At 57.6% G+C, this 20849-nt stretch carries 19 protein-coding genes; 10 read left to right on the top strand and 9 right to left on the bottom strand.

Features of this window, described 5'->3' with window-relative positions; all coding sequences use genetic code 11:
- The first annotated feature begins 51 nt into the window (after positions 1-51).
- The 6 genes from AC13QO_RS22035 to AC13QO_RS22010 all read left to right on the top strand — a co-directional run bounded on the left by AC13QO_RS22035 (position 52) and on the right by AC13QO_RS22010 (position 5224).
- Entirely contained in the window at positions 52-816 is a 765-nt protein-coding gene (locus tag AC13QO_RS22035) for a sugar phosphate isomerase/epimerase family protein (protein ID WP_488541819.1), read from the top strand.
- Positions 817-849: 33 nt separating this feature from the next.
- Positions 850-1236, top strand: a complete 387-nt coding sequence (locus tag AC13QO_RS22030; protein ID WP_341356257.1) for a VOC family protein — start codon at positions 850-852, stop codon at positions 1234-1236.
- Positions 1237-1929: 693 nt separating this feature from the next.
- The gene (locus AC13QO_RS22025; RefSeq protein ID WP_488541818.1) at positions 1930-2556 is read left to right on the top strand and encodes an HAD-IA family hydrolase; all 627 of its coding nucleotides are present in this window, start codon (positions 1930-1932) and stop codon (positions 2554-2556) included.
- Positions 2553-3368: a DeoR/GlpR family DNA-binding transcription regulator gene (locus tag AC13QO_RS22020; protein ID WP_488541817.1), complete on the top strand. Its 816-nt coding sequence runs from the start codon at positions 2553-2555 to the stop codon at positions 3366-3368. Before AC13QO_RS22025 ends, AC13QO_RS22020 begins: the two co-directional genes overlap by 4 nt.
- A 1-nt stretch (position 3369) precedes the next feature.
- Positions 3370-4371, top strand: a complete 1002-nt coding sequence (locus AC13QO_RS22015) for a glycoside hydrolase family 3 N-terminal domain-containing protein (RefSeq protein WP_488541816.1) — start codon at positions 3370-3372, stop codon at positions 4369-4371.
- Positions 4372-4456: 85 nt separating this feature from the next.
- Positions 4457-5224 (top strand): DeoR/GlpR family DNA-binding transcription regulator, encoded by a 768-nt coding sequence (locus tag AC13QO_RS22010; RefSeq protein WP_488541815.1) that lies wholly within the window; start codon positions 4457-4459, stop codon positions 5222-5224.
- Between the two features lie 4 nt (positions 5225-5228).
- Here the strand turns inward: AC13QO_RS22010 and AC13QO_RS22005 are convergent, their stop codons facing one another.
- On the bottom strand, positions 5229-6665 hold the full coding sequence (locus tag AC13QO_RS22005) for an aspartate ammonia-lyase (RefSeq protein ID WP_488541814.1): 1437 nt from the start codon (positions 6663-6665) through the stop codon (positions 5229-5231).
- Positions 6666-6983: 318 nt separating this feature from the next.
- Here AC13QO_RS22005 and AC13QO_RS22000 point away from each other — a divergent pair, with 318 nt between their 5' ends.
- The gene (locus AC13QO_RS22000; protein WP_488541813.1) at positions 6984-7679 is read left to right on the top strand and encodes a hypothetical protein; all 696 of its coding nucleotides are present in this window, start codon (positions 6984-6986) and stop codon (positions 7677-7679) included.
- Positions 7680-7713: 34 nt separating this feature from the next.
- Here the strand turns inward: AC13QO_RS22000 and AC13QO_RS21995 are convergent, their stop codons facing one another.
- On the bottom strand, positions 7714-8538 hold the full coding sequence (locus AC13QO_RS21995; protein ID WP_167862467.1) for a helix-turn-helix domain-containing protein: 825 nt from the start codon (positions 8536-8538) through the stop codon (positions 7714-7716).
- Between the two features lie 174 nt (positions 8539-8712).
- Here AC13QO_RS21995 and AC13QO_RS21990 point away from each other — a divergent pair, with 174 nt between their 5' ends.
- From AC13QO_RS21990 to AC13QO_RS21980, 3 genes are all read left to right on the top strand, one after another.
- Positions 8713-9687 (top strand): Gfo/Idh/MocA family protein, encoded by a 975-nt coding sequence (locus AC13QO_RS21990; protein ID WP_488541871.1) that lies wholly within the window; start codon positions 8713-8715, stop codon positions 9685-9687.
- Positions 9684-10625: a sugar phosphate isomerase/epimerase family protein gene (locus AC13QO_RS21985; RefSeq protein WP_488541812.1), complete on the top strand. Its 942-nt coding sequence runs from the start codon at positions 9684-9686 to the stop codon at positions 10623-10625. Before AC13QO_RS21990 ends, AC13QO_RS21985 begins: the two co-directional genes overlap by 4 nt.
- A gap of 81 nt (positions 10626-10706) precedes the next feature.
- Positions 10707-11939, top strand: coding sequence for an MFS transporter (locus AC13QO_RS21980; RefSeq protein ID WP_488541811.1), 1233 nt, complete (start codon positions 10707-10709; stop codon positions 11937-11939).
- Between the two features lie 112 nt (positions 11940-12051).
- On the opposite strand, the gene AC13QO_RS21975 is transcribed toward AC13QO_RS21980, so the two are convergent.
- From AC13QO_RS21975 to hisD, 7 genes are all read right to left on the bottom strand, one after another.
- Positions 12052-13701 carry a GMC family oxidoreductase gene (locus AC13QO_RS21975; RefSeq protein ID WP_488541810.1) on the bottom strand — a complete coding sequence of 550 codons (1650 nt, stop codon included), beginning with the start codon at positions 13699-13701 and terminating at the stop codon, positions 12052-12054.
- Positions 13701-15197, bottom strand: a complete 1497-nt coding sequence (locus AC13QO_RS21970; RefSeq protein WP_488541809.1) for an FAD-dependent oxidoreductase — start codon at positions 15195-15197, stop codon at positions 13701-13703. The genes AC13QO_RS21975 and AC13QO_RS21970 overlap by 1 nt, the downstream gene beginning before the upstream one ends.
- An 8-nt stretch (positions 15198-15205) precedes the next feature.
- On the bottom strand, positions 15206-16306 hold the full coding sequence (locus tag AC13QO_RS21965) for an ABC transporter ATP-binding protein (RefSeq protein WP_488541808.1): 1101 nt from the start codon (positions 16304-16306) through the stop codon (positions 15206-15208).
- Positions 16307-16310: 4 nt separating this feature from the next.
- A complete protein-coding gene (locus AC13QO_RS21960) occupies positions 16311-17189 on the bottom strand; it encodes a carbohydrate ABC transporter permease (RefSeq protein ID WP_488541807.1) in 879 nt (292 codons plus the stop codon).
- Positions 17179-18063, bottom strand: coding sequence for a carbohydrate ABC transporter permease (locus tag AC13QO_RS21955; protein ID WP_406550234.1), 885 nt, complete (start codon positions 18061-18063; stop codon positions 17179-17181). Before AC13QO_RS21955 ends, AC13QO_RS21960 begins: the two co-directional genes overlap by 11 nt.
- A 94-nt stretch (positions 18064-18157) precedes the next feature.
- Entirely contained in the window at positions 18158-19408 is a 1251-nt protein-coding gene (locus AC13QO_RS21950) for an ABC transporter substrate-binding protein (RefSeq protein ID WP_488541806.1), read from the bottom strand.
- A 78-nt stretch (positions 19409-19486) separates the two neighbouring features.
- Positions 19487-20803: a histidinol dehydrogenase gene (hisD, locus tag AC13QO_RS21945; RefSeq protein ID WP_488541805.1), complete on the bottom strand. Its 1317-nt coding sequence runs from the start codon at positions 20801-20803 to the stop codon at positions 19487-19489.
- Positions 20804-20849: the final 46 nt, after the last annotated feature.

The raw sequence follows: 20849 nt of genomic DNA, 5'->3' as shown, positions 1-20849 counted from the left end.
TTGAAGAAAAGGTGACAATGTCCCTGTCGGATCGGGGAGAAGGTTGAGGACATGACAAGAAGCGTTATAGCGCTCCAGCTGTATTCGGTTCGGTCGCTAGGCCCGCTGGAAAAGCAGTTGGCTGCGACCGCTTGGGCGGGTTTTAAGGACGTCGAACTCTTGGGAGAGCATTTGGCTGATCCCCGGGCGCTAAAAGCCATGCTGGACGCACACCATCTGTTGGCACCGTCAGCCCATGTTAGCTATCCGGTATTGCGTAATGGCCTCGTGCGGTTGATTGACGTATGTGAACGTTGCCAGATCAAACAATTATTTGTGCCAGGCGTTGCGTTTGACGCGTCAAGGAGTAGCGCACGTGGCTGGCGCTTTATGGGATCTGAATTGGCTCATTTAGCTGAGAGATTGCACGGTGCCGGGATCGGACTTGGCTATCACAATATGCGCCAAGACTTTTTGCCCCTCGCAGATGGGCGCATTGGCTTCGAGATCCTGATGGCGGCCGCCCGAGGAAGCCCATTGAAGTGGCAGGCGGATATTGCCTGGATGAACCGAGCGGGAATCAACCCGTCAGACTGGTTGAAAAGATATCGGAGCATCCTCGTATCGGCTCACATCAAGGACGAGGCGCCCATTGGAACTCACGAGGACGAAGACGGATGGTCTGATGTTGGTGGTGGAACCATGCTATGGCCGTCGCTATGGAAGACAGCAACCGAGTGTGGCGCCCGGTTGCTCGTTGTTGAGCACGACAAACCGCGCCAACCACTGGAATTTGCCAAACGAAGCCTAAGCTACCTTAATCGATTCAACACTTGAGAGCTATACGCGCAACTGGGCATGGAGGACGTTGTGAACTTAGAATACCGGATTGATCATTTTTCACTTCTCGTCAAAGACCTTGCGCGAAGCATCAAATTCTACACCGACGTGTTTGGCTTTGAAGTCATAGCGGAAACCAGCAATGAGAAGATTCGCTGGCTTAAAATCGGCGGCAGCGACACAATCCATTTGAGTGAAGGAGATACGACGACCACGTCGCTAAGAAAGGATACGCACTTTGCCTTGCGAGTGAGCGACCTCGACGTATTTCTAGCCGACATGCAAAACCGGGCGATTGCGTATTATGATTGGCCGGGGAATATCAACAAGGTTGGCGAACGGTTTGACGGGTATCGACAAGTCTACATCCAGGATCCCGATGGATACTGGATTGAGGTCAATAACCACGGCCCTTGACTCCTGTTGCCTCCATGCCGCCGCGCTGTCGAACTAGACCTCCGTCAGTGTCAACGACCGTCGTTGATAACCTCTTTGTGCTTGCAGCCGCTATCGCAACAAGTCCAATGGCCAGATCTGCCCTTACTTCGTTCTGATATGATCGCCGGTGCCAAACCAGGGACATCTCAAGGTCGCCGTGGATCGGCTCATCTTCGAATGCGCCTATGCGAAACTCGGCGCCGCCAAGACCAAAGTCGTTCTCCCAAAAGACTAGTGATGAGAGCTTGCAATGCGTTGATCTGAACGCAAGTCGAGCTCATCGCCGACAGGAAAACTCGGAAAACGGACTGACGCACGACGAAGCACTTGGCACGGCTGAGTGACCATTGAGGCGTGGGCTTGCGAAATTGTGGTAGAGCCGGCTGCGATGTAAAAAGACGATTGAAAGCCCTGATCGCGATCGCTGCCGTATTCCAATGGGTTCTCGCGCATAGCCATCGCTACTCCTCCCCAGGCTTTCCTCGGCCTTTTTAAGGCCGATTTTGCTGCCGTTGAGGTCTTCTCAACGGCAGCAGTTTTTTCCCACTGTCACTAGGCGGAAAACCAGCCGAGACGCCACTTTCACCGCTTCTCATACGCCTTATTGCATGTTTCGCTTGACGTTGTGCGCCTTCGCGCATATTAACGCACAAACACGCAAGGAGTATGTTCGTGGGACCATTGTCCGTCGTTTTCGATATTGGAGGCGTTCTCATCGATTGGAACCCCCGATACCTCTACCGCAAGCTCCTCCCAGACGAAGAGAGCGTGGAAGCTTTTCTTCGCGATGTCTGCAGCACCGAGTGGAACCAGCAGTTCGACGCCGGCCACGTCTTTTCGGAGGGCATAGAGGCCCTGGCCGCGAAGTACCCAGCAAAAGCGGACCTCATTTCGGCGTTCTGGGAACGATGGCAAGAAATGCTGGGTGGCGAGGTTCCCGGTACCGCGGACATCTTGCGGCGCCTGAAGCGCGAGAACGTGCCGGTTCACGCTATCTCGAATTGGTCGGCCGAGACGTTTCCGATTGCAACGAAACTCTACCCTTTCCTTCACCTCTTCGATGTGCTTGTCGTCTCGGGCCGAGAAAAGATGATCAAGCCAGGAGAGGAGATTTTCCAACGTTTCCTGGAAAGGTCCGGCCTCGGCGCTAAAGACTGCATCTTTATTGATGACAATGCGGCAAACATCGCCGCCGCCAACAAGCTGGGTTTCCATACCGTCCACTTCTCAACAGCCGCGGATCTTGAGAGGCGACTTGTCGCGCTCGGTCTACTGTCGCAAACCGGTTTGTGCCCATGAAGAACGGACACGAGGTCGTGCCTACGTCTTCGCCGGAAGAACGTCAGGCCATCCTGCTCGAGAGGATCAATAAAGAGGGCCGCGTACTCGCAACAGCGATCGCCCGCGAACTCTGCGTCTCTGAAGATTCGATCCGTCGCGACCTGAAGGAACTCGTCGATGCCCGGCTGGTGCAGCGATTCCATGGTGGGGCAATGCGCCTTTCCGCACCCGTCCTCGATTTCAGGCGGCGAGAGGCCTTGGATGCCCCTGACAAATCAGCGATTGGACGCGCGGCGGCAGCCAGCATTCCTAACGACGTCACAATTTTCGTCGATTCCAGTACGACTGTTCTCCATTTCTTGCGTAACCTGCCGCCGTCGTTGCAAGTTAGGATCCTGACGACGTCGATCGACATCGCTGCCGCCGCACTAGACCATCCGATTGCCGACGTCACCCTCCTCGGCGGCAAACTCAACCGCCTGACGCGGAGCGCCACCGGGGCGGTCGCAGTGGAGGCCGTGCGGGGTATTCACGCAGATATCTGCGTTCTCGGGACCTGCGGAATCGACGAGAACCTGACACTGCGGGCCGACGACATCGACGATGCCTTTTTAAAGGCTGCGATGGTGAAGGCAGCTGAAAGGACGCTGCTCCTGGCATCACACGACAAGCTTGGCCGCAGTGCAACTTATGAGGTTGCACCAATCTCGACGATATCTGCGCTTTATACGACAGCAACGCGGGAGCCGTTGATCGCGAGGATCAGAGAAGCAGGCGTCGAAGTTGTCGAGGTGAGCGCGAAACCGGAAAATTCTACGAGAGGAAAATAGGGTGAGTTTTACTATCAATCAGGATGCTCATGCTGTCCTCTTGCCAGCATTCGCCAGCCTCGACTTCGACGAGGTGATGGTTCCGTTTCTTGAAAACGGGGGCTGGTCCATACTGATCGGAGAAACGCGGGCGGAATATGTCGCAAGATCGATGTCTGACGATCGTCTGCAATCCGAGACGCCTGAGATTTTCGCGGCACGGCTTGAGAAACTGACGATGCTTCGGCCGGAGCTTATTGTAGCCGTCGATCAGGAGTTAGCCGGAATCGAGCGGCTCAAGGGTCTCGCGCCAGGGCTGCCGCGGCTGGACGAGGCCCTGGCGATGGACAGGGAGCAGCTAGAAAGTCGGTGTTTCGACACGGCGGTCGCCGCCCGAATGCTTGGTGTCACACTCTTCCTCGCTCCGATTGCCGATGTCGTCACCGGCACGAACCCGTGGCTCGAAAAGCGAACGATGAGTTCCGATCCCGTCGCGGTTGCGCGTCTGGTGGAGGCCTTTGTCACGGGGGTCCAACGCGCGGGAATTGCTTCGGCGACCAAGCATTTTCCAGGCTTTAACGATCTCGCGGGAGATCCGGCTGTCGAGGACGTTGCCCTTGAAACGCCGCTAGACGAAATCTTGGATAACGCGGCCACGTTCAGAGCGGCTATTCACGCCGGCTCAAAGGCGGTCATGGTCGGACCGACGGTTATTCGCTCGATCGATCCAGCCGAGCCCGCCTGCACGTCTCCCGCGATCATCTCTTTGCTACGAAAAGAGTTCGGTTTTACAGGTTTGATCGTCAGCGACGATCTCGACGCTCCTGCAACGATGCGCGATCGCTCGCTTGCGGAAACGGCGATCGCGTCATTGGCGGCGGGCGCCGACCTTCTGCTCGTTGCAGGCATCGCCGATCTTGAAGATCTTTCTTCAGCGATAGTCGATGCCGTCGCACGCGGCACACTCCCAGGGACACGACTGGCGGAAGCTGCTGATCGGGTTCGTCGGATGGTAGCCACATGACGGCGATTCGCGGAAAAACCTCTTTCAGCGCTGGCGACCGCGTTTCGTCCGCTGTCTTGCCCCCGGGGGCTTGCGGTTCGTCGCCATGAAGCTCGAGCTTTCCCTGTCGCGTCGAGAGATGATCGCCATGCGATTGGCCGCTGGGCAAAACGTCGTGGCCGCATCGCTGGCGATCGAATTTGATGTGTCTGAAGACGCCATTCGGCGCGATCTGCGCCTGCTGGCCGCGGAGGGCCGTTGCAAACGGGTCTATGGCGGCGCGCTGCCCATACCGGGCTCCGCTCTACCCTTCTCGATGCGGCTCACTCAGGACATAGACGAGAAGCGCAGGCTTGCGCGCGCCGCAGCTCGGACTATTGAGGACGGTGAGCTCGTCTTCCTCGATAGTGGCAGCACCAACATCGCGCTGGTCGACTACCTTCCCACCGATCGCCAGGTCGCAGTGGCGACAAATTCGATCGACGTGGCTTTTGCCGTGAAGACGAGAGCAGCGCATCCTCTGATTCTTGTGGGCGGACTGGTCGACCATGCGATCGGCGGCAGCGTCGATGCCGCGGCGGTCTCGTTTCTCGAAAACACGATCATCGATCGAAGTTTTGTTGGAGGCTGCTCCATCTCAGCCGACTATGGAATTCGAGTCCATCATTTCGGCGAAGCTCAGTTCAAAAAGACCTTGATCAAGAACAGCCGAACCAGCATCACGATGGCGACGTCGGGCAAGTTCCACGATCACGCGCCGTACAGGATTGGTGACGCTAGGGACGTGGATCATGTGGTCATCGACGAGACGCTCGACTCCAGCGAGGGCGATGCGCTCGAGCGGGCGGGCTACCGGATCATCCGCGCCGACTAGCACTTCAAGCCCGCCGAAGCCTGATGGGCTGCGTCAACGACTTCACCTCGAGAGCCTGTTCGATAAGGCTCGAAGACAGGCTGCTGTCCTCCTCCAGCAATTCTCGCATTGTCCTGCCGGTGGAGAGTATCTGCTTTGCGAGCTCTGCCGCCTTCTCGTAACCGATGAGCGACGTTAATGCGGTTGCAAGCGCCGTACCTGCTTCAAGGTTCTGCCGGCAAGCCTCCTCATTGGCGACAATGCCGGCGACGCATCTGTCGGCCAATGTGCGGAAAGCGCTCGTCATCAACGATATCGACTGAAGTAGATTGAACAGGATGACAGGTTCGAAGGCATTCAACTGCAGCTGCCCGCCTTCTGCAGCCATGGTGACGACAAGATCAGAGCCTATGACCTGAAAAGCGACTTGGTTGACCATTTCGGGAATGACGGGATTGACCTTGCCAGGCATGATCGACGACCCGGGCTGCATGGGCGGCAGCGTAATTTCTCCGAAACCGCCGCGAGGCCCGCTCGACAGGAGACGGAGGTCATTGCAAATTTTCGATATCTTGACAGCGGTGCGCTTCAGGGTGCCGGAAAACAGGACGAAGGCGCCTGTATCCCAGCACGCTTCGACAAAGTCGCTTGCCGGCCGCAAAGGCACACCGGAGACCGTCGCGAGCTCACTAATCGCCGTTGACGCGTAACGGGGGTCGGCGGTGATCCCCGTGCCGATTGCCGTACCGCCGAGGTTGACCTCGTGAAACAGGCCAACCGCCTCAGCCAACCGTGACATATCTTCCCGTAAGGTCACTGCAAAGGCGGTGAACTCTTGGCCGAGCGTCATAGGGACGGCATCTTGAAGTTGGGTCCTGCCGAGCTTCAAGACGCTGCCGAACTCCCCTGCCTTGCGGTCAAACGAGGCGGAAAGGTATTCCAGCGCATCCAGCAATTTCCGTGTCGAGAGGATGAGGGCCAAGCGGATCGCGGTTGGATAAACGTCATTCGTCGACTGAGACAAATTCACATCGTTGTTTGGATGAATGACGTCAAATCGCCCGCGCGGCAGACCAAGGTGCTCGAGCGCGCGATTTGCGATCACCTCATTCATATTCATGTTGGTGGATGTGCCGGCGCCGCCCTGGAAGACGTCAAGGACGAACTGATCGGCAAACAGTCCTTCGGCAACCTCGTCGCACGCGCGAAGTATCGCGTCCTTTTTGTCTCCCGATAGGTCGCCAAGGATGAAGTTGGCACTGGCGGCTGCCTTCTTAACATAGGCGAGAGATCGGATAAGGTCGGGGTAGTGGCCGATCGGAATGCCGGAGATCTGAAAATTTGCGATCGCGCGCGCCGTTTGAGCCCCATAATAGGCCGAAGCCGGAACCGGGACAGGCCCAAGTGAATCCGCCTCGAAGCGAATGCTCGATGCTTCAGGCACCAGTGCTGCGTCTTCCATGTTCCATCCTCAATGGTTGTCGATGGAGAATAATTCGCGAATCTGCTCGATCAAATTTCGCTGCTGTGATAAGCGATGAGCAGTATGACGCGAGTAACGCGAAGGATCTTTGGCCTTCCGCCTTGGCGATCAACAAACGTCCGGCCTGCAAAGGTTCGTGTCCACCGTGGGTCTTGCCTGCGTGGCCACTGTGCCACGCATGCCCTTCGCTGATTGACGCAATGAGATAATCATTTTGCGCCGCTAATCGCACCATCGCGCAATTTATTTGGCGCGCCCGAAATGGCTTGATGTAATCATCTTCATCATTCGGGATCCATGATCGTGCAGAACCAGACCAGAGACCTCGCATTTGCAGACGATTTCATCTCGGCAAAGCTCGTGGAAAACGTCGTCGATCTCGACGTAGAAGATGCTGTCGTTGTCAACATCAGTCCTTCGCGTATGATTACCGGCACCGATCATCCCGCAATCGTTCCGGCCTGGAAATCAACCTGGTTGAAGGGCGGCAGGATCAAGTCGGCAGAGCGAGCTGCATTGATCAAGGTCCGCAAGGCGACCAATTTGGGCGGTGCTCAGTTTCGCGGATGGGACTGGCTCGGCAACAGAATCCGCAGTTTTCCGCGCGACACGCCGCTGTTCATTTCGGCGCAGGACGAAATCGGAACGGTGACGGTCGATCCCAAGGTTTTCACAAACGAGGACGCAGCCCCAGCGGCGGAACAGCCCTTCAGGCTCAAGCTCAATCTGTGGTGGGCACCAGGTGACACCGACTGCTTCATCCACAACGAGCACCCCTTCCTCGAGGTCCATACGCAGATCCATGGGCTTGGTCGCATGCAGAAATTTCGCGAGCGCGATCAGAAAACGCTGTACGAAGATGTCGTGATGCCGATCGGCTATTCGCACGACCCGTTCTGCCGCGTTACCGGTGAAAACAAATGGACCTACCCATGGCACCGCTACTACTGTGACACTGATTCCGTGTGGCTTGCTGTCGAGCTTCACCCCTGATCATTGATTGGGACAGGGCGCCGGGATTGGCCGATCAGGACATCTGGATCATGTCTGAGCCATCGCCGAGATATTGAAGTGCCTCTCGAGGGATCGCCGGATCGTTCTTGTCCATCACGGTGATCCCTTTCAGCTGCTCCCTCTTCAATAAGCCGGGTCCCCTGTAATGTAAGGCGACCTTAGTCGAGTAAGGCTGACGAAACACCGTAGCCGCAATTCCACTCGAAATTCCGAACATGAACTTCTTGGAGTTGCGCTTGACCTGAGCATAGACGCCGAAGGTCAGCTCGTTCGACTGAATGCCTTCGAAATCGGCTGTGAATATCCGATCCGCGACTGGAAAGCAGAAACCATAATACTTGAAGACATATTCCATCTTCTTAGGATCATCGAAACTGGGGAAACGTTCGACGTAATAATGCTGCAGAAACTGGTTTGCCCTGTAGATGCAAAATGCGGACTTTAGCACGAAGCCTTTGTAGATAGAGGAGAACTGGTATCGGTCGTAGACGCCGACGAGATCGCTGTCCGGAACGGAATTTTCGACAAGCATTGCGGAAACGAAACGCGCGAATTCCGGCAGTTGCCTGGCCGCCGACATAGCATGAAAGAAGTTGCCATCAACGAGCGTTCGGAACTCCTCGGGGTCGGAGAACAGGATCGGCACGCTCAAACCGAAATAATTTGCGATAATGCGCATATTAGCCGCTGCAGGCAGATGGGCACCGGAAAGATATTTGTTGAATTGCTGACGATTGACCTTGATCTTGCGGCACACGGCCGCCACCGAGCCTTGGCGATCGCACAGCGTTCGCAAGTTGGCGGCAAACGACGCCGGATCGTCCATCATATAGTTCATGACCCTATCCTCAAGCTCGAACCTGAAGCACCCTGACGCTAATTCTACGCCACTTTGAGAACATCTTCAAGCCGTTGCGAAATTGCTCCGATGAGGCATCCAACGCCATAGTGGCCGATGAAACACTAGGGAATCCACTACTTGGCAGGAAACGACAGAGTCGGTTGGGCGATCATGGGCACGGAAACCATCGCGACCGAGCATATGGTTTCCGCGATACGCTCGATTGGCCATCAACCGCTATGGGTGGTCAGCCGCAATGCCCATTACGCAGGCACATTTGCCGGCGATCTTGACATCCCCAACGCGACCGACGACCTCGAACGAGTCTGGGCCGATCGCGAGGTGCGTTTCGTCTATGTCAGCGCCACGCGGGAGCGACGCTCGTTTCACATCGCCGCGGCCGCAAAAGCGGGCAAACACATTCTCTGTGATGGCCCGATCAGCAATGAACGTGAAGAAGCAGCCCGGCTCGTGTCGCTCTGTCACGACCTCAAGGTCACACTCGCCGTTCATCACATCGCGCGCGCTTCTAGCGTTCATCAAACGATGAAGCGGCTGATCCGCGACGGCGAGATCGGCCAGATTCATTCGATTGTCGTGGCGCGCGGCGGCGCGTTTCATCCTTCACCCAATCGCCGTGGTCAGTTCGCCAATCTGGAAGGCGACATCTTCTTCGACGCGGCAATCGAGGACGTTGATCTTGTTCGGTTCTTGACCGACGCCGAGCCCCATCGGGCCACCGGGATTTCGAAGCCGATGGGCGGTGGGTCGCAACACCTTGCCTTCGTCCTCGCTATGGATGACGGCTGCATCTTCCAAGCACATGAAAGCTTCCTGACCGCCGAGATCGAAGACACGGTCATGATTGCGGGTTCGAAGGGATCGCTGACCGCCATTGGGACGCTCTACGGTCGCGGATCCGGCACTTTGACGCGCAGGATCGGCGGCAAGAACGAGCTTATTCCGATCCGTGACAAGGACGTGCACGTGGCGGCCATTCAGGATTTTGTCACCGGGCTTCATGGAAGGCCGACCTGGCTTTCGACTGGCGCGGACAGCGTGGCAAACCTTGCCGCCATTAACTCGATCATTGCGTCGACCCAGTCGGGAGACGTTGTCGATATCAAACCGAGGGGCACGGCATGAGCAGAGTTCTCGGCTGCTCCGCAACGAGCACGCACATCCGGCATAACATCAAGGAGAGCAACGTGAGAAAGCGACATCAGATCATCCTTCATTCTCTGGTCGCCCGGCATTCGACGTTAGCGATCGATGTCGAAATTGCGCGACAGATAGGCTTCGATGGCTTGGAGGCGTCCGGCGACAAAATTGCGAACTGCCTTGACGCTGGCTTATCGAGAAGCGAACTCAAATCCCTTGTTGGCGATACATTCATCCCGGGCATCGGCTTTCTCATTGATATCGAGCGCCAGAAGGATGACAAAACCAAACTGTTTGCGGAAGCAAACCGTCTGTTCGAACTCGCAGACGCCGTGGGCGCTGAGGGCGTCGAAGTCATTACAGGACCGCTGAGTCTAGAAGTCGCGCGTGGGCAACGAACGGCGGCAGATCCCTACAGGGGTTTGGTCGACCTTCCAGAAGATGAACAGGTCGACCTTACGGCTTCCAATCTGCGGGAGCTGTCGGAGATTGCCGCCGACCACAATCTTATCCTCTATCTCGAAGCGCTGTCATGGACGCCGCTCAATACGCTGGACAAGCAGCTCAGGGTAATCGAGAAAGCGGGCCGCGACAACCTGCGCCTGCTCGTGGATTTCTGGCATTGCTACACGTCCGGTGACACGCCGGAGAGGATTGCCAAGCTCGACAAGGAACTGCTCTACGGTATTCATGTCTGCGACTCCCTGAAGTTCGATGGCGGGATTCCGGATGAGCCTGTACTCCGGGACGTGCCTACCGGAGAAGGGGTGCTAAATCTTCAGGAGTGGACGGATGCCGTCAGAGCAACCGGCTACGAGGGATGGTGGAGTTGCGAGCTCTTTTGCCGTCGCAATCACCAAGAAAACAGTTTTGCGGTCGCTCGTAGGCTTAAAGACCTGATGAGTGACTTACTCGCCCCCTAGAAGACTTACCTTCGACGGCGGACTTCACTGTTTCAAGCTGGGACCGCCAAGCACCACCTTCCGCGATAATCAGGTGTCTCAATGTTGTTTACCAGGCCAGCACCAACAGGCGTGCTCCGGCGCATCGGCTCGTCAAAGCGAGCAAGATGTTGTGCTTTCTTCCTCGCGGCCGGAATAGGCATCGGAGCGTGGGCTTCCAGCCTTCCGCTCGTTTCGACGAGGCTTGCGATCAGCAAGGGAGAACTTGGCTTCCTCCTTCTTGGGTTCGCACTGGGCGCGATTGTTCTGATGGTGACGATCGGACGGTTCATTGACCGACTGCAGAGCGACAAGCTCTCGCTTGCGGGCTGCGTGGTATTCGGGGCGTGCATACTTTTGGTTCCGTTGGCTCCCGGCGTCCCGACCGCCGCACTTCTGATCCTTGCGGCGGGAGCCGGCTTCGGAACGCTCGACGTCTCGATGAACACCGAAGCCTCGCACCTCGAACGGACATCGAAACGACACCTGATGTCCTCCTTCCACGGTGTCTTCAGTGTGGGAGCGCTCTTGGGCGCACTTCTTGTCGGCCAGTTGGTTTCGATCGGTGGCGGGTTGAACTTATGCCTCGGCATTGCAGGTTCAACTGTAGTCCTTGTCGCCTTCGGCTCACGTCTGATCGCAAGAGAACGATCATTTGAACATCGCATCAGCAGCACACAGTCGAAGGCGATGAAAACCATAAAACTCAGCCCTGAACAGCTGGTTCTTGTCATTATGTTCGGAGCTATCGCCTTTCTCTCCATGCTGGCCGAAGGCGGGGTGATGGACTGGACTGCAATCTTTCTCGTCACCGAACACGGGGCCTCCGAAAGCGTCGGAGCCTATGCGTTCGCAACCTTCTCCGCGACAATGGCACTCGGACGGTTTGCGGGCGACTGGGCGACAAGGCGCATTGGGCATGTCAATGTCATTCGCATCGGCGGTGTGGTGTGCGCTGTCTCGGTCTCTATCATCGTCGTGTCGAGCAGCATTAGCGTTACGATGTTTGCCCTTGGTTTATGCGGGATCGGAGTAGCAAACTTGGTTCCGGCCGTCTTTGCGGCCGCCGGTCATCTTGGAGGGGATTCGGCCGGGAGGGCCATGTCGATCGCCACGACGATGGGCTATAGCGGCCTGCTTCTAGGGCCGGCGCTGCTTGGCTTTGTCGCCCAGCATTCAAGCCTGACAATAAGCTTTGGCGTCATCACGGGCGGTTTTGTTCTCGTCGCTATCGTCGGTTTTGCAGTCGCCAAGCGCATGGCGGTTCATGGGCTCAAGCTGCGACACGAAACCTGAGCGGCGACACGCGAGGTGGCTTGGACCTTTGGTGGAACGCACTCCATCGCGATAAACGAAAGCGGGCGATGTCGTCGTCATCGCCCGCTCAGTCACGTCGTCTCCATCGCTCTTAGTGCGTGAGGCGCAGAAAGTCGGCCGCCCGTTCCCCGATCATGATGCAGACGGCATTTGGGTTGCCAGAAATCAATGTTGGCATAACTGACGCGTCGGCGACGCGAAGCCCATCGACCCCTCTGACGCGGAGTTGCGGGTCAACCACGGCCATCTCGTCGATACCCATCCGGCAAGTCCCCGACGGATGCAGTGCTGCGTGCGCGGTTCTCTGGCAGAATGCACGGATGTCATCGCGCGTGCTGACGCTCGGGGCCGGCACATATCGTGACTGGAGATATTTCGAGAGCGCAGGTTTCGACATGATATCCATCGCCACCATTGTACCCTCGGTGATTGCCTCCAGGTCATACGGATCGGAGAAGTAATTGGGAGCAACGCGGGCATCGGCGTTGAAATCGCCGCTTTGCAAGGTAACTTCGCCTCGCGACCTCGGCCGGATCTGACCGAGGTTGATTGTGCAACCATTGCCGCCCGGTACGGCATCGACACCTTCCTCGATGCCCGCGCCGACGACCATGAAAAACTGGATGTCGGGGACATGTTCGCTCCTATTGCCCCACCAGAACGCACCGCCCTCGATGAGATTTGATGACGCCGGCCCGCCTTTGAAAAGCGCGTAATTCAAACCGGCGGCCGCCTTCCAATGCATCTTCTTGTATTTATCGTAACTGTAGGGACCACTCAGTTGATAGATCAGTGATATTTCGACATGGTCCTGCAGGTTCTTACCGACACCCGGAAGATCTGCATGCACGGTGATCCCGTGCCGCTTCAACTCGGTGGCTGGTCCGATGCCTGAGAGCATCAGGAGTTTCGGCGTGGCGATCGCGCCGGCAGACACGATGACTTCGCGCTCTGCACGCAGCACATGTTTTTCACCGTTGCGGATGTATTCGACACCGACAGCCCTGCCGTTTTCGATGATCAGCCGAGTGACAGTGGTGCGCGTGACGACCTGCAAGTTCGGCCGTCCCTTCGCTGGCTTGATATAGGCGACCGCAGCGCTGCTGCGCTTACCGTCCTTTGCGGTAATCTGATATAGCCCGCACCCCGCCTGACTGCCGGAGTTGAAATCCGGGTTATAGGGGAGACCTGCCTGCTGGCACGCCTGGAGCCAACCGCGCGTCAAGGGATGGATGTGCTCGATGTCGGAGACGCCGAGCGGACCTCCGACGCCGTGGGCATCATTGCAAAAACGATTATTGTCCTCGGAACGCTTGAAATATGGAAGCACGTCCTCATAGGCCCATCCCGCAGCGCCCAATTGCACCCACTGCTGGTAGTCCGAGGGAACACCGCGAATATAGATCATCGCGTTGACCGAACTACCGCCGCCGAGTACGCGCGCCTGTACCATCGTCTGCTGTTCGTTACGCGCAAGCTCCGGACCGGCCTCCCAGGCGAAACGCTTCAAGAGGCTTCCCTGAGCGGTCTTGTAGTAGGCGCCTGGAATGTGGATGTATGGGCTAGAATCGGTGGGCCCCTCCTCTAGGAGCGCCACGCGGAGATTTTCATCCTCGGACAATCGCGAGGCGATCACACAGCCGGTCGACCCGCCGCCGACGACAATATAGTCGTAGCGATGGTGCTTGCCAGAATGCGGCTTGATACCGTAGCGCGCAGAGCCAAACGGGGGAAGCAACATCACACACCTCGTATCGAAGCACCCGCCTTGATCGCGAGGGCAGCGATGGTCAGGGCCGGGTTAACTGCCGCCGATGTCGGAAGAACTGAGGCGTCGGTAATATAAAGATTTTCGACGTCATGCGCACGGCAATTTAGATCAACAACCGAGGTTTTCGGATCGTGCCCGAGCCGAGCGGTGCCGCACTGGTGAGAGGTTGTTTTTCGACCGAATGTGTGCGTGAGCACCACCGGAAAGCCTGCTTTTCGCATGACATTCTTTGTTTTCTTGATCAGCGCCTGGTGGGCGCGCATGTTCGACCGGATCCAGTTGACGACGATGCGATCCTCGCGGACCATCACCCGGCTTTCCGGATTGGGAAGATCTTCGCTGGTGAGGAACCATCCATAGGCGTGTCGCGCGATCAGGCGGACCAGCCATGAGGGTGCGGGAACCGGGAAGTTCGCTTTCAAAATATTGCCGGTGATGTGCCCCAGCAATTGCACGTTTCCGAGCGGCGCCCGGTAGTCGTTATCGGCGTTATAAAAATCGTTGAAGGCAATGGTCTTCTGGTAGACCGAGGCATTGCGGCGATAGTCGAGCACCAGCATCGCGGATGTGTTGTGGTTCATGAAATTCCGGCCGACTTGGTCTGAGCTGTTGGCCAAGCCCGTCGGGTGAGCCTTGCTTGCCGACCGGAGCAGAAGTGCTGCAGTCTGAACCGCGCCGGTAGCGACAGCGAATATTCCGGCAGAGATCCGCTGCTCGAACCCGTCTTTGACGAAGACCGCAGCAGTCACGCGGGTGCCGGTCTCGTCCGTTTCCAGGCAGGACACGTTAGCACCGGTCATGAGGGTAACGTTTGGATGACGCAGCGCCTCCGTCAACGGGCCGACCTCGGCATCGATCTTGCCGACACCTGTGTTCGGGAACGCGTCCCAGCCCGTCTTTGCGCGGTGAAGCCAAGCCTCGATGTCGATCGCCAGCGGCAAGCTCGCCGGATGGACACCTGCCCGCTTCAGCCGGTCGCGGACCGACGCAATCGGCGCCTCGTCGGGAACGGCAGGATAAGCGTAGGGTTTGCTATGGAAAGGCTCCGTCGGATCCTGACCGAGCGCGCCACGTACCTGGAACACCTTTTCAGCCCGCTCATACCACGGCTCCAGCTCTTCATATGTGCATGGCCACCCCGGCGAACTTCCGTCGAGGTGTGGACGCGCTTCGAAATCTTCCTTTCGATACCGGTACATCACAGCGCCGAAGAATTTCGAATTTCCGCCAACATAGTAGTAGTTGTTGGCAAGGAAGCTTTCCCCGTCGGTTCCAAGCCACTCTTCCGCTGGCCGATAGAAGCCTCTTTGGAAAATCGCGACATCGTCACGAGCTTCCGCGCTGTCTTTAAGGTGCCCGCCGCGCTCCAGGATGATGACCTTGAGGCCGCTCGCGGCAAGGCTGTAGGCAAGCGAACTTCCTCCGATGCCTGAGCCTATAATGACCACATCCGCCGTGTGCTGCATGGCATACCTCAATCAATTCTGGCTTCGGTCTGGGCGTCGAACAGGACGATCTTCGAGGCATCAACGGCGAGCGATGCTTCAGAGCGCGATCGAGTAACGTTCGGCGGCAATCTCGCCGTAACTTCAACGTTTGCAAGCTGGAACACGACGAGGGCATCAGGTCCTGTCGGCTCGACCACATCGACGTCCACTGCGATGTGGTTGCCAGCTCCAGCGGAGGCGGGTGTGAAGTTCTCCGGGCGGATCCCAACAAGCACATTCTTGCCGGCATACCGTTTGGCTGACTCGGCAGAGAGTGCGAGACCGGTTATGGACGCCGATGGCTTATTCGGCACGTCGATGACGGCGGCGACGGATGAGCCGGCGACCTCGAGCCTGCCGGGGATGATGTTCATCGACGGTGAGCCGACGAACTTTGCGACATAGACGTTTGCCGGCCGGTCATAGACCTTCTGAGGCTCGTCGAGATGCTGGACGACGCCATCCTTCATAACAGCGACACGGGTCGCGAGCGTCATGGCTTCGATCTGGTCGTGTGTGACGTAGACGATTGTTGTACCAAGGCGCTGGTGCAGGCGCTTGATTTCGGTACGCATGTCGACGCGAAGCTTTGCATCAAGGTTAGACAGCGGTTCGTCGAACAAAAAGAGCTTTGGCTGACGGACGATCGCACGTCCCATGGCGACGCGCTGGCGCTGGCCTCCCGACAGTTGCGACGGCTTGCGATCAAGAAGATGGCTGATCTGGAGAAGATCGGCCGCAGCCTTAACCGCCTTGTCCCGCTCGGCCGGAAGCACTCTGCGGATCTTCATTCCGAACTCGATGTTTTCGCGCACTGTCATCGTAGGATAGAGCGCGTAGGACTGGAAGACCATTGCGATATCGCGGTCTTTGGGCGAAAGGTGGTTGACCACCTTTTGTCCGATGCGGATCTCGCCGCCGGTGATTGTTTCCAAGCCTGCGATCATATTGAGGAGGGTCGACTTGCCGCAGCCGGAAGGTCCGAGCAGCACAAGGAAATCGCCCGTGCCGATGGATATCGATACTTCCTTCAGGACTTCCAGTTCGCCATAGGCCTTGCGGACGCGGTTGATTTCGAGAGTAGACATGGGTTCAGCCTTTCACGGCACCGGCAGTCAGCCCGCGTACGAAGTAGCGGCCTGCCAGGATGTAGACGACGAGCGTTGGAATTGCGGCGATCATGGCGGCGGCCATGTCGACGTTGTATTGCTTGCGCCCCATCGTGACGTTGACGATATTGTTGAGTGCCACGGTGATCGGTGACGATTGTCCCGCGGTAAACGACACACCGAAGAGGAAATCATTCCATATCTGTGTGAACTGCCAGATGCACGAAACGACGATGATCGGCAGCGCCGCCGGCAGCATGATCGAAAAGAAGATGCGGAAAAATCCGGCGCCGTCGATTTGCGCCGCACGTGTCAACTCGTTCGGGATCGTGATGAAGTAGTTCCTGAAGAAAAGCGTCGTGAAGCTGATACCGTAGACAGTGTGAACGAGCACCAAGCCAGGGATTGTTCCCGAGAGCTTCAGGGCGCCAAGCAGCTGGGCCATCGGCAGGATCACCGCCTGGAAGGGCAGGAAGCAGCCAAAAAGCAGCATGCCGAACACGAAGTTTGAGCCTGGGAATCGCCATTTCGTCAGGATGTAGCCATTGATCGCTCCGATCCCGGTCGACAGAATGACCGCCGGAATGACCATCAGCAGCGAGTTGACGAAATAGGGCTTCAGGCCGCTGCACTCGGTGCCGATGCATGCTTCGTCCCAAGCCTTCTGCCAGGCGTCGAAAGTGACCTGCTGCGGAAGACCGATGAAGGAGCCGGAATAGATCTCGTCAAGCGACTTGAGCGAGGTGACGATCATCACCCAGAGCGGCATCAGATAGAAAGCCGCAAGAGCGATGAGCGACCCGTAGACGAAGATGCGCCCGAAAAAGGCGGAGCGTCGCGCCTTGCTAACCTCAGTGGTCATTGCGGCTCTCCCTGAGTTCAGAATAGAGGTAGGGCACGATGATCGCCGCGACCGTCATCAGCATCATCATGGCGCTCGCCGCACCAATGCCCATCTGATTTCGTTTGAAGGTCGCGGAAAACATGAAGGTCGACGGCATTTCGGTAGCGCTGCCCGGGCCACCGTTTGTCAGCGCCAGGACAAGATCGAAACTCTTGATTGAGATATAGCTCAGAAGAACGATGACGCTGAGGAAGGCCGGCCGGAGCATGGGGACGATGATGCTCCAGTAGATCCGCACAAGGCCCGCACCTTCGATTTGCGCGGCCTTGATCACGGAATTATCGATGCCCCGCAGGCCAGCCAGGAAAATTGCCATGGCAAAGCCGGTCGATTGCCAGACCGCCGCAATCACGACACAGTAGATGGCGTATTCCGGCCTCGTGATCCAGTCGAAGACAAAGCCGGTCCAGCCGAGCTCGTTGACGACTTTCTGCACCCCGAGTCCAGGGTTGAGGATCCACTTCCACGCGGTGCCGGTAACGATGAACGAAAGCGCCATCGGATAGAGGTAGACGGCGCGCAGGAAGCCCTCGGCCCGAACCTGCTGGTCGAGAAGGATCGCGAGGAATAGGCCGAGCGCGATCGTTATTGCCAGGAACAGCACCGTGAAAATGAAGAGATTGGCGACTGCCGTCTCCCAGCGGGGCGTTGCCCAAAGGCGGACATATTGCTCCAGGCCGACGAAGTCGTATCGCGGCACCATTTTGGACGACGACAGGGATATCCAGCCCGTCCATGCAATGAAGAGATAGACGCCGATGAAAACCACCACCAAACTTGGAGAGAGGACCAGCCGGGGCAACCAGAGCGTAAATCTATCTTTCGGAGAAATCCTACTGTTCATCACAGCATTCCAGCGTTGAGGCGCATGTGCGTCGAAGTGCGGTAATCCAGCCCGCCAAGGCGGGCTGGAGCCGGACGGACGCTCACTTTGCGTTGTTGATTCCGTCGACGAGAGCCTTGACCGCGTCCTCGGAAGACATGTCGGTCGTGAAGAACTTCGCGACCACGTCGCTGAAGACACCGGTGAACTGCGGCTGGTTGGCGAAGCCTTCCGTCAACCCGCCGAGCATCGTGTCGTTCTTCTGGGCTGCATCGCGGTCGGCGAAGCTGCGCTGTGCGCAGGCGTCGAAATCCGAAACCGAGATATCGATACGGGCGGGGATCGACCCCTTGACCTTGTTGAAGTCACGCTGGACCTGCGGATCCATTACGGACTCCGCCCAGGCGTCCTGCGCGAGGACAAGCGGTTCGCTATCGGTCTTGAAGAGGCCGAAGGCGTCGATGACGAACTTGAAATAAGGCGTCTGCGCCGGCGTCGGGAAGCAGAGAAAGTCGGATCCGGGCTTGAGGCCTTTGTTGAGGAACTCGCCCTTGGCCCAATCGCCCATCAACTGCATACCCGCCTTGCCGTCGGCGACCATTGCGGAGGCAACCGCCCAGTCGCGGCCGGTGAAGCCGTCATCGACCAAGCCGCGAACCTTGCGCAGCATGTCGAACGTCTTGACCATCTTATCGCTCGACAATTCGTCCTCGTCGAGATCGACAATCGCCTTCTTGTAGAAATCCGGCCCGTTCATGTCTGCCGCAATTGCTTCGAAGACTTCGAGAATCTGCCAAGGCTCGTCGCCCATCGCCAGAGGGACGACACCCGCAGCTTTCAGCTTTTGGCCAACTGCGATCACTTCGTCCCAGCTCTTTGGCTCGTTGATGCCGTACTTGTCGAAGAGTGCCTTGTTGGCCCAGATCCAGTTCTGGCGATGCATGTTGATCGGCACGGAGATGTAGTCGTCGCCGTTCTTGACGAATGCTTCCAACTGGGGAGAGATGGTCTTTTCCCACCCGTTCTTCTCATAGAGCTCGTTCAGCGAACGCAAGACACCTTCGTTCGCCCAGTCGAGCCCCTCGAAGCCGAGAAATTGCATCGTCGTCGGCGGATTGCCGGCGGCAAGTCGGGTACGCAGCGCCTGCAAGGCGTTTGCGCCGGAGAGCCCGCCGACCGCGCTATCCTGCCAAGTATAGCCCTTGGTGGCGAGCTTGTCGGTAATGACCTTGAGCGCCTTGACCTCGCTCTCGGAAACCCAGTGGTGGATACCTTCGACCTTGGGTTTCTCCTGCGCCACAGCGGCTATCGGAAGAAGAGAGATCGAAGCGGTAAGAAGCATTTTCAGTTTCATTGTAGTTCCCCTTTTTTGCCTCAGTGGTTGGTGGATCGCGGGCAGTTTCGACAAGAGGGTGTCGAAGCCGCCGGTGGGTTATGCGTCGCGCGGGCCGGCGGCCCCCGCGTAAGGAATATTGCGGCCACCGAAGCGGCGGACACGAATGTTGGCTTGCTCGGCGTGACCCGCGAAGCCTTCCATCAGGCAGAGACGAGAGCTATAGGCACCGATCAGGGCTGATGCCTCATCAGTCTCGATGCGCTGATACGTGCAGGTCTTGAGGAATTTCCCGACCCACAGACCGCCGGTGTAGCGCGCGGCCTTGTTCGTCGGCAGCGTGTGGTTCGTGCCGATGACCTTGTCCCCGAAGGCGACATTGGTGCGGGCGCCGAGGAACAGCGCGCCATAGTTTTTCATATTCTCGAGAAAATAGTTCGGATCGCTCGTCATGACCTGAACGTGTTCCGAAGCGACGCGGTCGGCTTCGGACACCATTTCCTCGATCGTGTCGCAGAGAATGATCTCTCCGCAGTCGTTCCAGGCCTTTCCTGCGACGGCGGCCGTCGGAAGGATCTGCAGGAGCCGGTCGATTTCGGCAAGTGTATCTTTGGCGAGCTTCTCGGAATTGGTGATAAGCACTGCCGGAGAGTTGGCACCATGTTCGGCTTGGCCGAGCAGGTCCGTTGCGACGATTTCACCGTCGACGCTTTCGTCTGCAATCACCAGCGTTTCGGTCGGGCCGGCAAACAGGTCGATACCGACCTTGCCGAACAAAAGACGTTTAGCCTCTGCCACATAGGCATTGCCCGGACCGGCAAGCATGTCGACGGCTTCGATCGTTTCGGTGCCATAGCCCATCGCCGCGATCGCCTGGACACCGCCGATGCAGTAGATCTCGTCTGCACCGGCGAGAGCCTGTGCGGCGACGATCTTGTTGGATATCTGTCCGTTGAACGGGGGAGCACAGGTAATGACGCGGTCGCAGCCCGCCACACGCGCTGTCAGCACCGTCATATGGGCCGATGCCAGCAGAGGATATTTTCCACCCGGCACGTAGCAGCCGACATTTTCGATCGGCACGTTGCGATGGCCCAAGACCACGCCTGGGATAGTCTCGACTTCGAGATCCTGCAGCGCATCTCTTTGTGCCTGTGCGAAGCGGCGGACCTGGTCCTGGGCAAAGTCCAGGTCCTCGCGCTCCTGCTGGGTCAGCGAATTGATCGCGGCAGCGATCTCGTCTTTTGTCAGGCGATAGGACTCGCGGTCGAATTTGTCGAATTTAACGGAGAGTTCCCGGACCGCTTTGTCGCCGCCGGCTTCCACCTTAGAAAGGAGCTCCTCGACAGCCTTTGTTATCGCGCCATCGGAAGCGCCCGCCGTCGAGGCTTGGGCAGTTTTGATGTGTCTGATCATGACAATAACTCTTCGTTTGCGGAAGCCGTGCCCCGCATTCTGGGTT

This window comes from Rhizobium sp. CNPSo 3670, from assembly GCF_057784555.1.
Note: the sequence above shows the minus strand (reverse complement) of the source record. Positions and strands in the feature narration are given on the sequence as shown.

Coding starts and splice junctions, on each gene's coding strand:
- AC13QO_RS22035 (WP_488541819.1), top strand. CDS start 52: ATGACAAGAAGCGTTATAGCGCTCCAGCTGTATTCGGTTCGGTCGCTA.
- AC13QO_RS22020 (WP_488541817.1), top strand. CDS start 2,553: ATGAAGAACGGACACGAGGTCGTGCCTACGTCTTCGCCGGAAGAACGT.
- AC13QO_RS22010 (WP_488541815.1), top strand. CDS start 4,457: ATGAAGCTCGAGCTTTCCCTGTCGCGTCGAGAGATGATCGCCATGCGA.
- AC13QO_RS22005 (WP_488541814.1), bottom strand. CDS start 6,665: ATGGAAGACGCAGCACTGGTGCCTGAAGCATCGAGCATTCGCTTCGAG.
- AC13QO_RS22000 (WP_488541813.1), top strand. CDS start 6,984: ATGATCGTGCAGAACCAGACCAGAGACCTCGCATTTGCAGACGATTTC.
- AC13QO_RS21995 (WP_167862467.1), bottom strand. CDS start 8,538: ATGAACTATATGATGGACGATCCGGCGTCGTTTGCCGCCAACTTGCGA.
- AC13QO_RS21990 (WP_488541871.1), top strand. CDS start 8,713: ATGGGCACGGAAACCATCGCGACCGAGCATATGGTTTCCGCGATACGC.
- AC13QO_RS21985 (WP_488541812.1), top strand. CDS start 9,684: ATGAGCAGAGTTCTCGGCTGCTCCGCAACGAGCACGCACATCCGGCAT.
- AC13QO_RS21980 (WP_488541811.1), top strand. CDS start 10,707: ATGTTGTTTACCAGGCCAGCACCAACAGGCGTGCTCCGGCGCATCGGC.
- AC13QO_RS21975 (WP_488541810.1), bottom strand. CDS start 13,701: ATGTTGCTTCCCCCGTTTGGCTCTGCGCGCTACGGTATCAAGCCGCAT.
- AC13QO_RS21970 (WP_488541809.1), bottom strand. CDS start 15,197: ATGCAGCACACGGCGGATGTGGTCATTATAGGCTCAGGCATCGGAGGA.
- AC13QO_RS21965 (WP_488541808.1), bottom strand. CDS start 16,306: ATGTCTACTCTCGAAATCAACCGCGTCCGCAAGGCCTATGGCGAACTG.
- AC13QO_RS21960 (WP_488541807.1), bottom strand. CDS start 17,189: ATGACCACTGAGGTTAGCAAGGCGCGACGCTCCGCCTTTTTCGGGCGC.
- AC13QO_RS21950 (WP_488541806.1), bottom strand. CDS start 19,408: ATGAAACTGAAAATGCTTCTTACCGCTTCGATCTCTCTTCTTCCGATA.
- hisD (WP_488541805.1), bottom strand. CDS start 20,803: ATGATCAGACACATCAAAACTGCCCAAGCCTCGACGGCGGGCGCTTCC.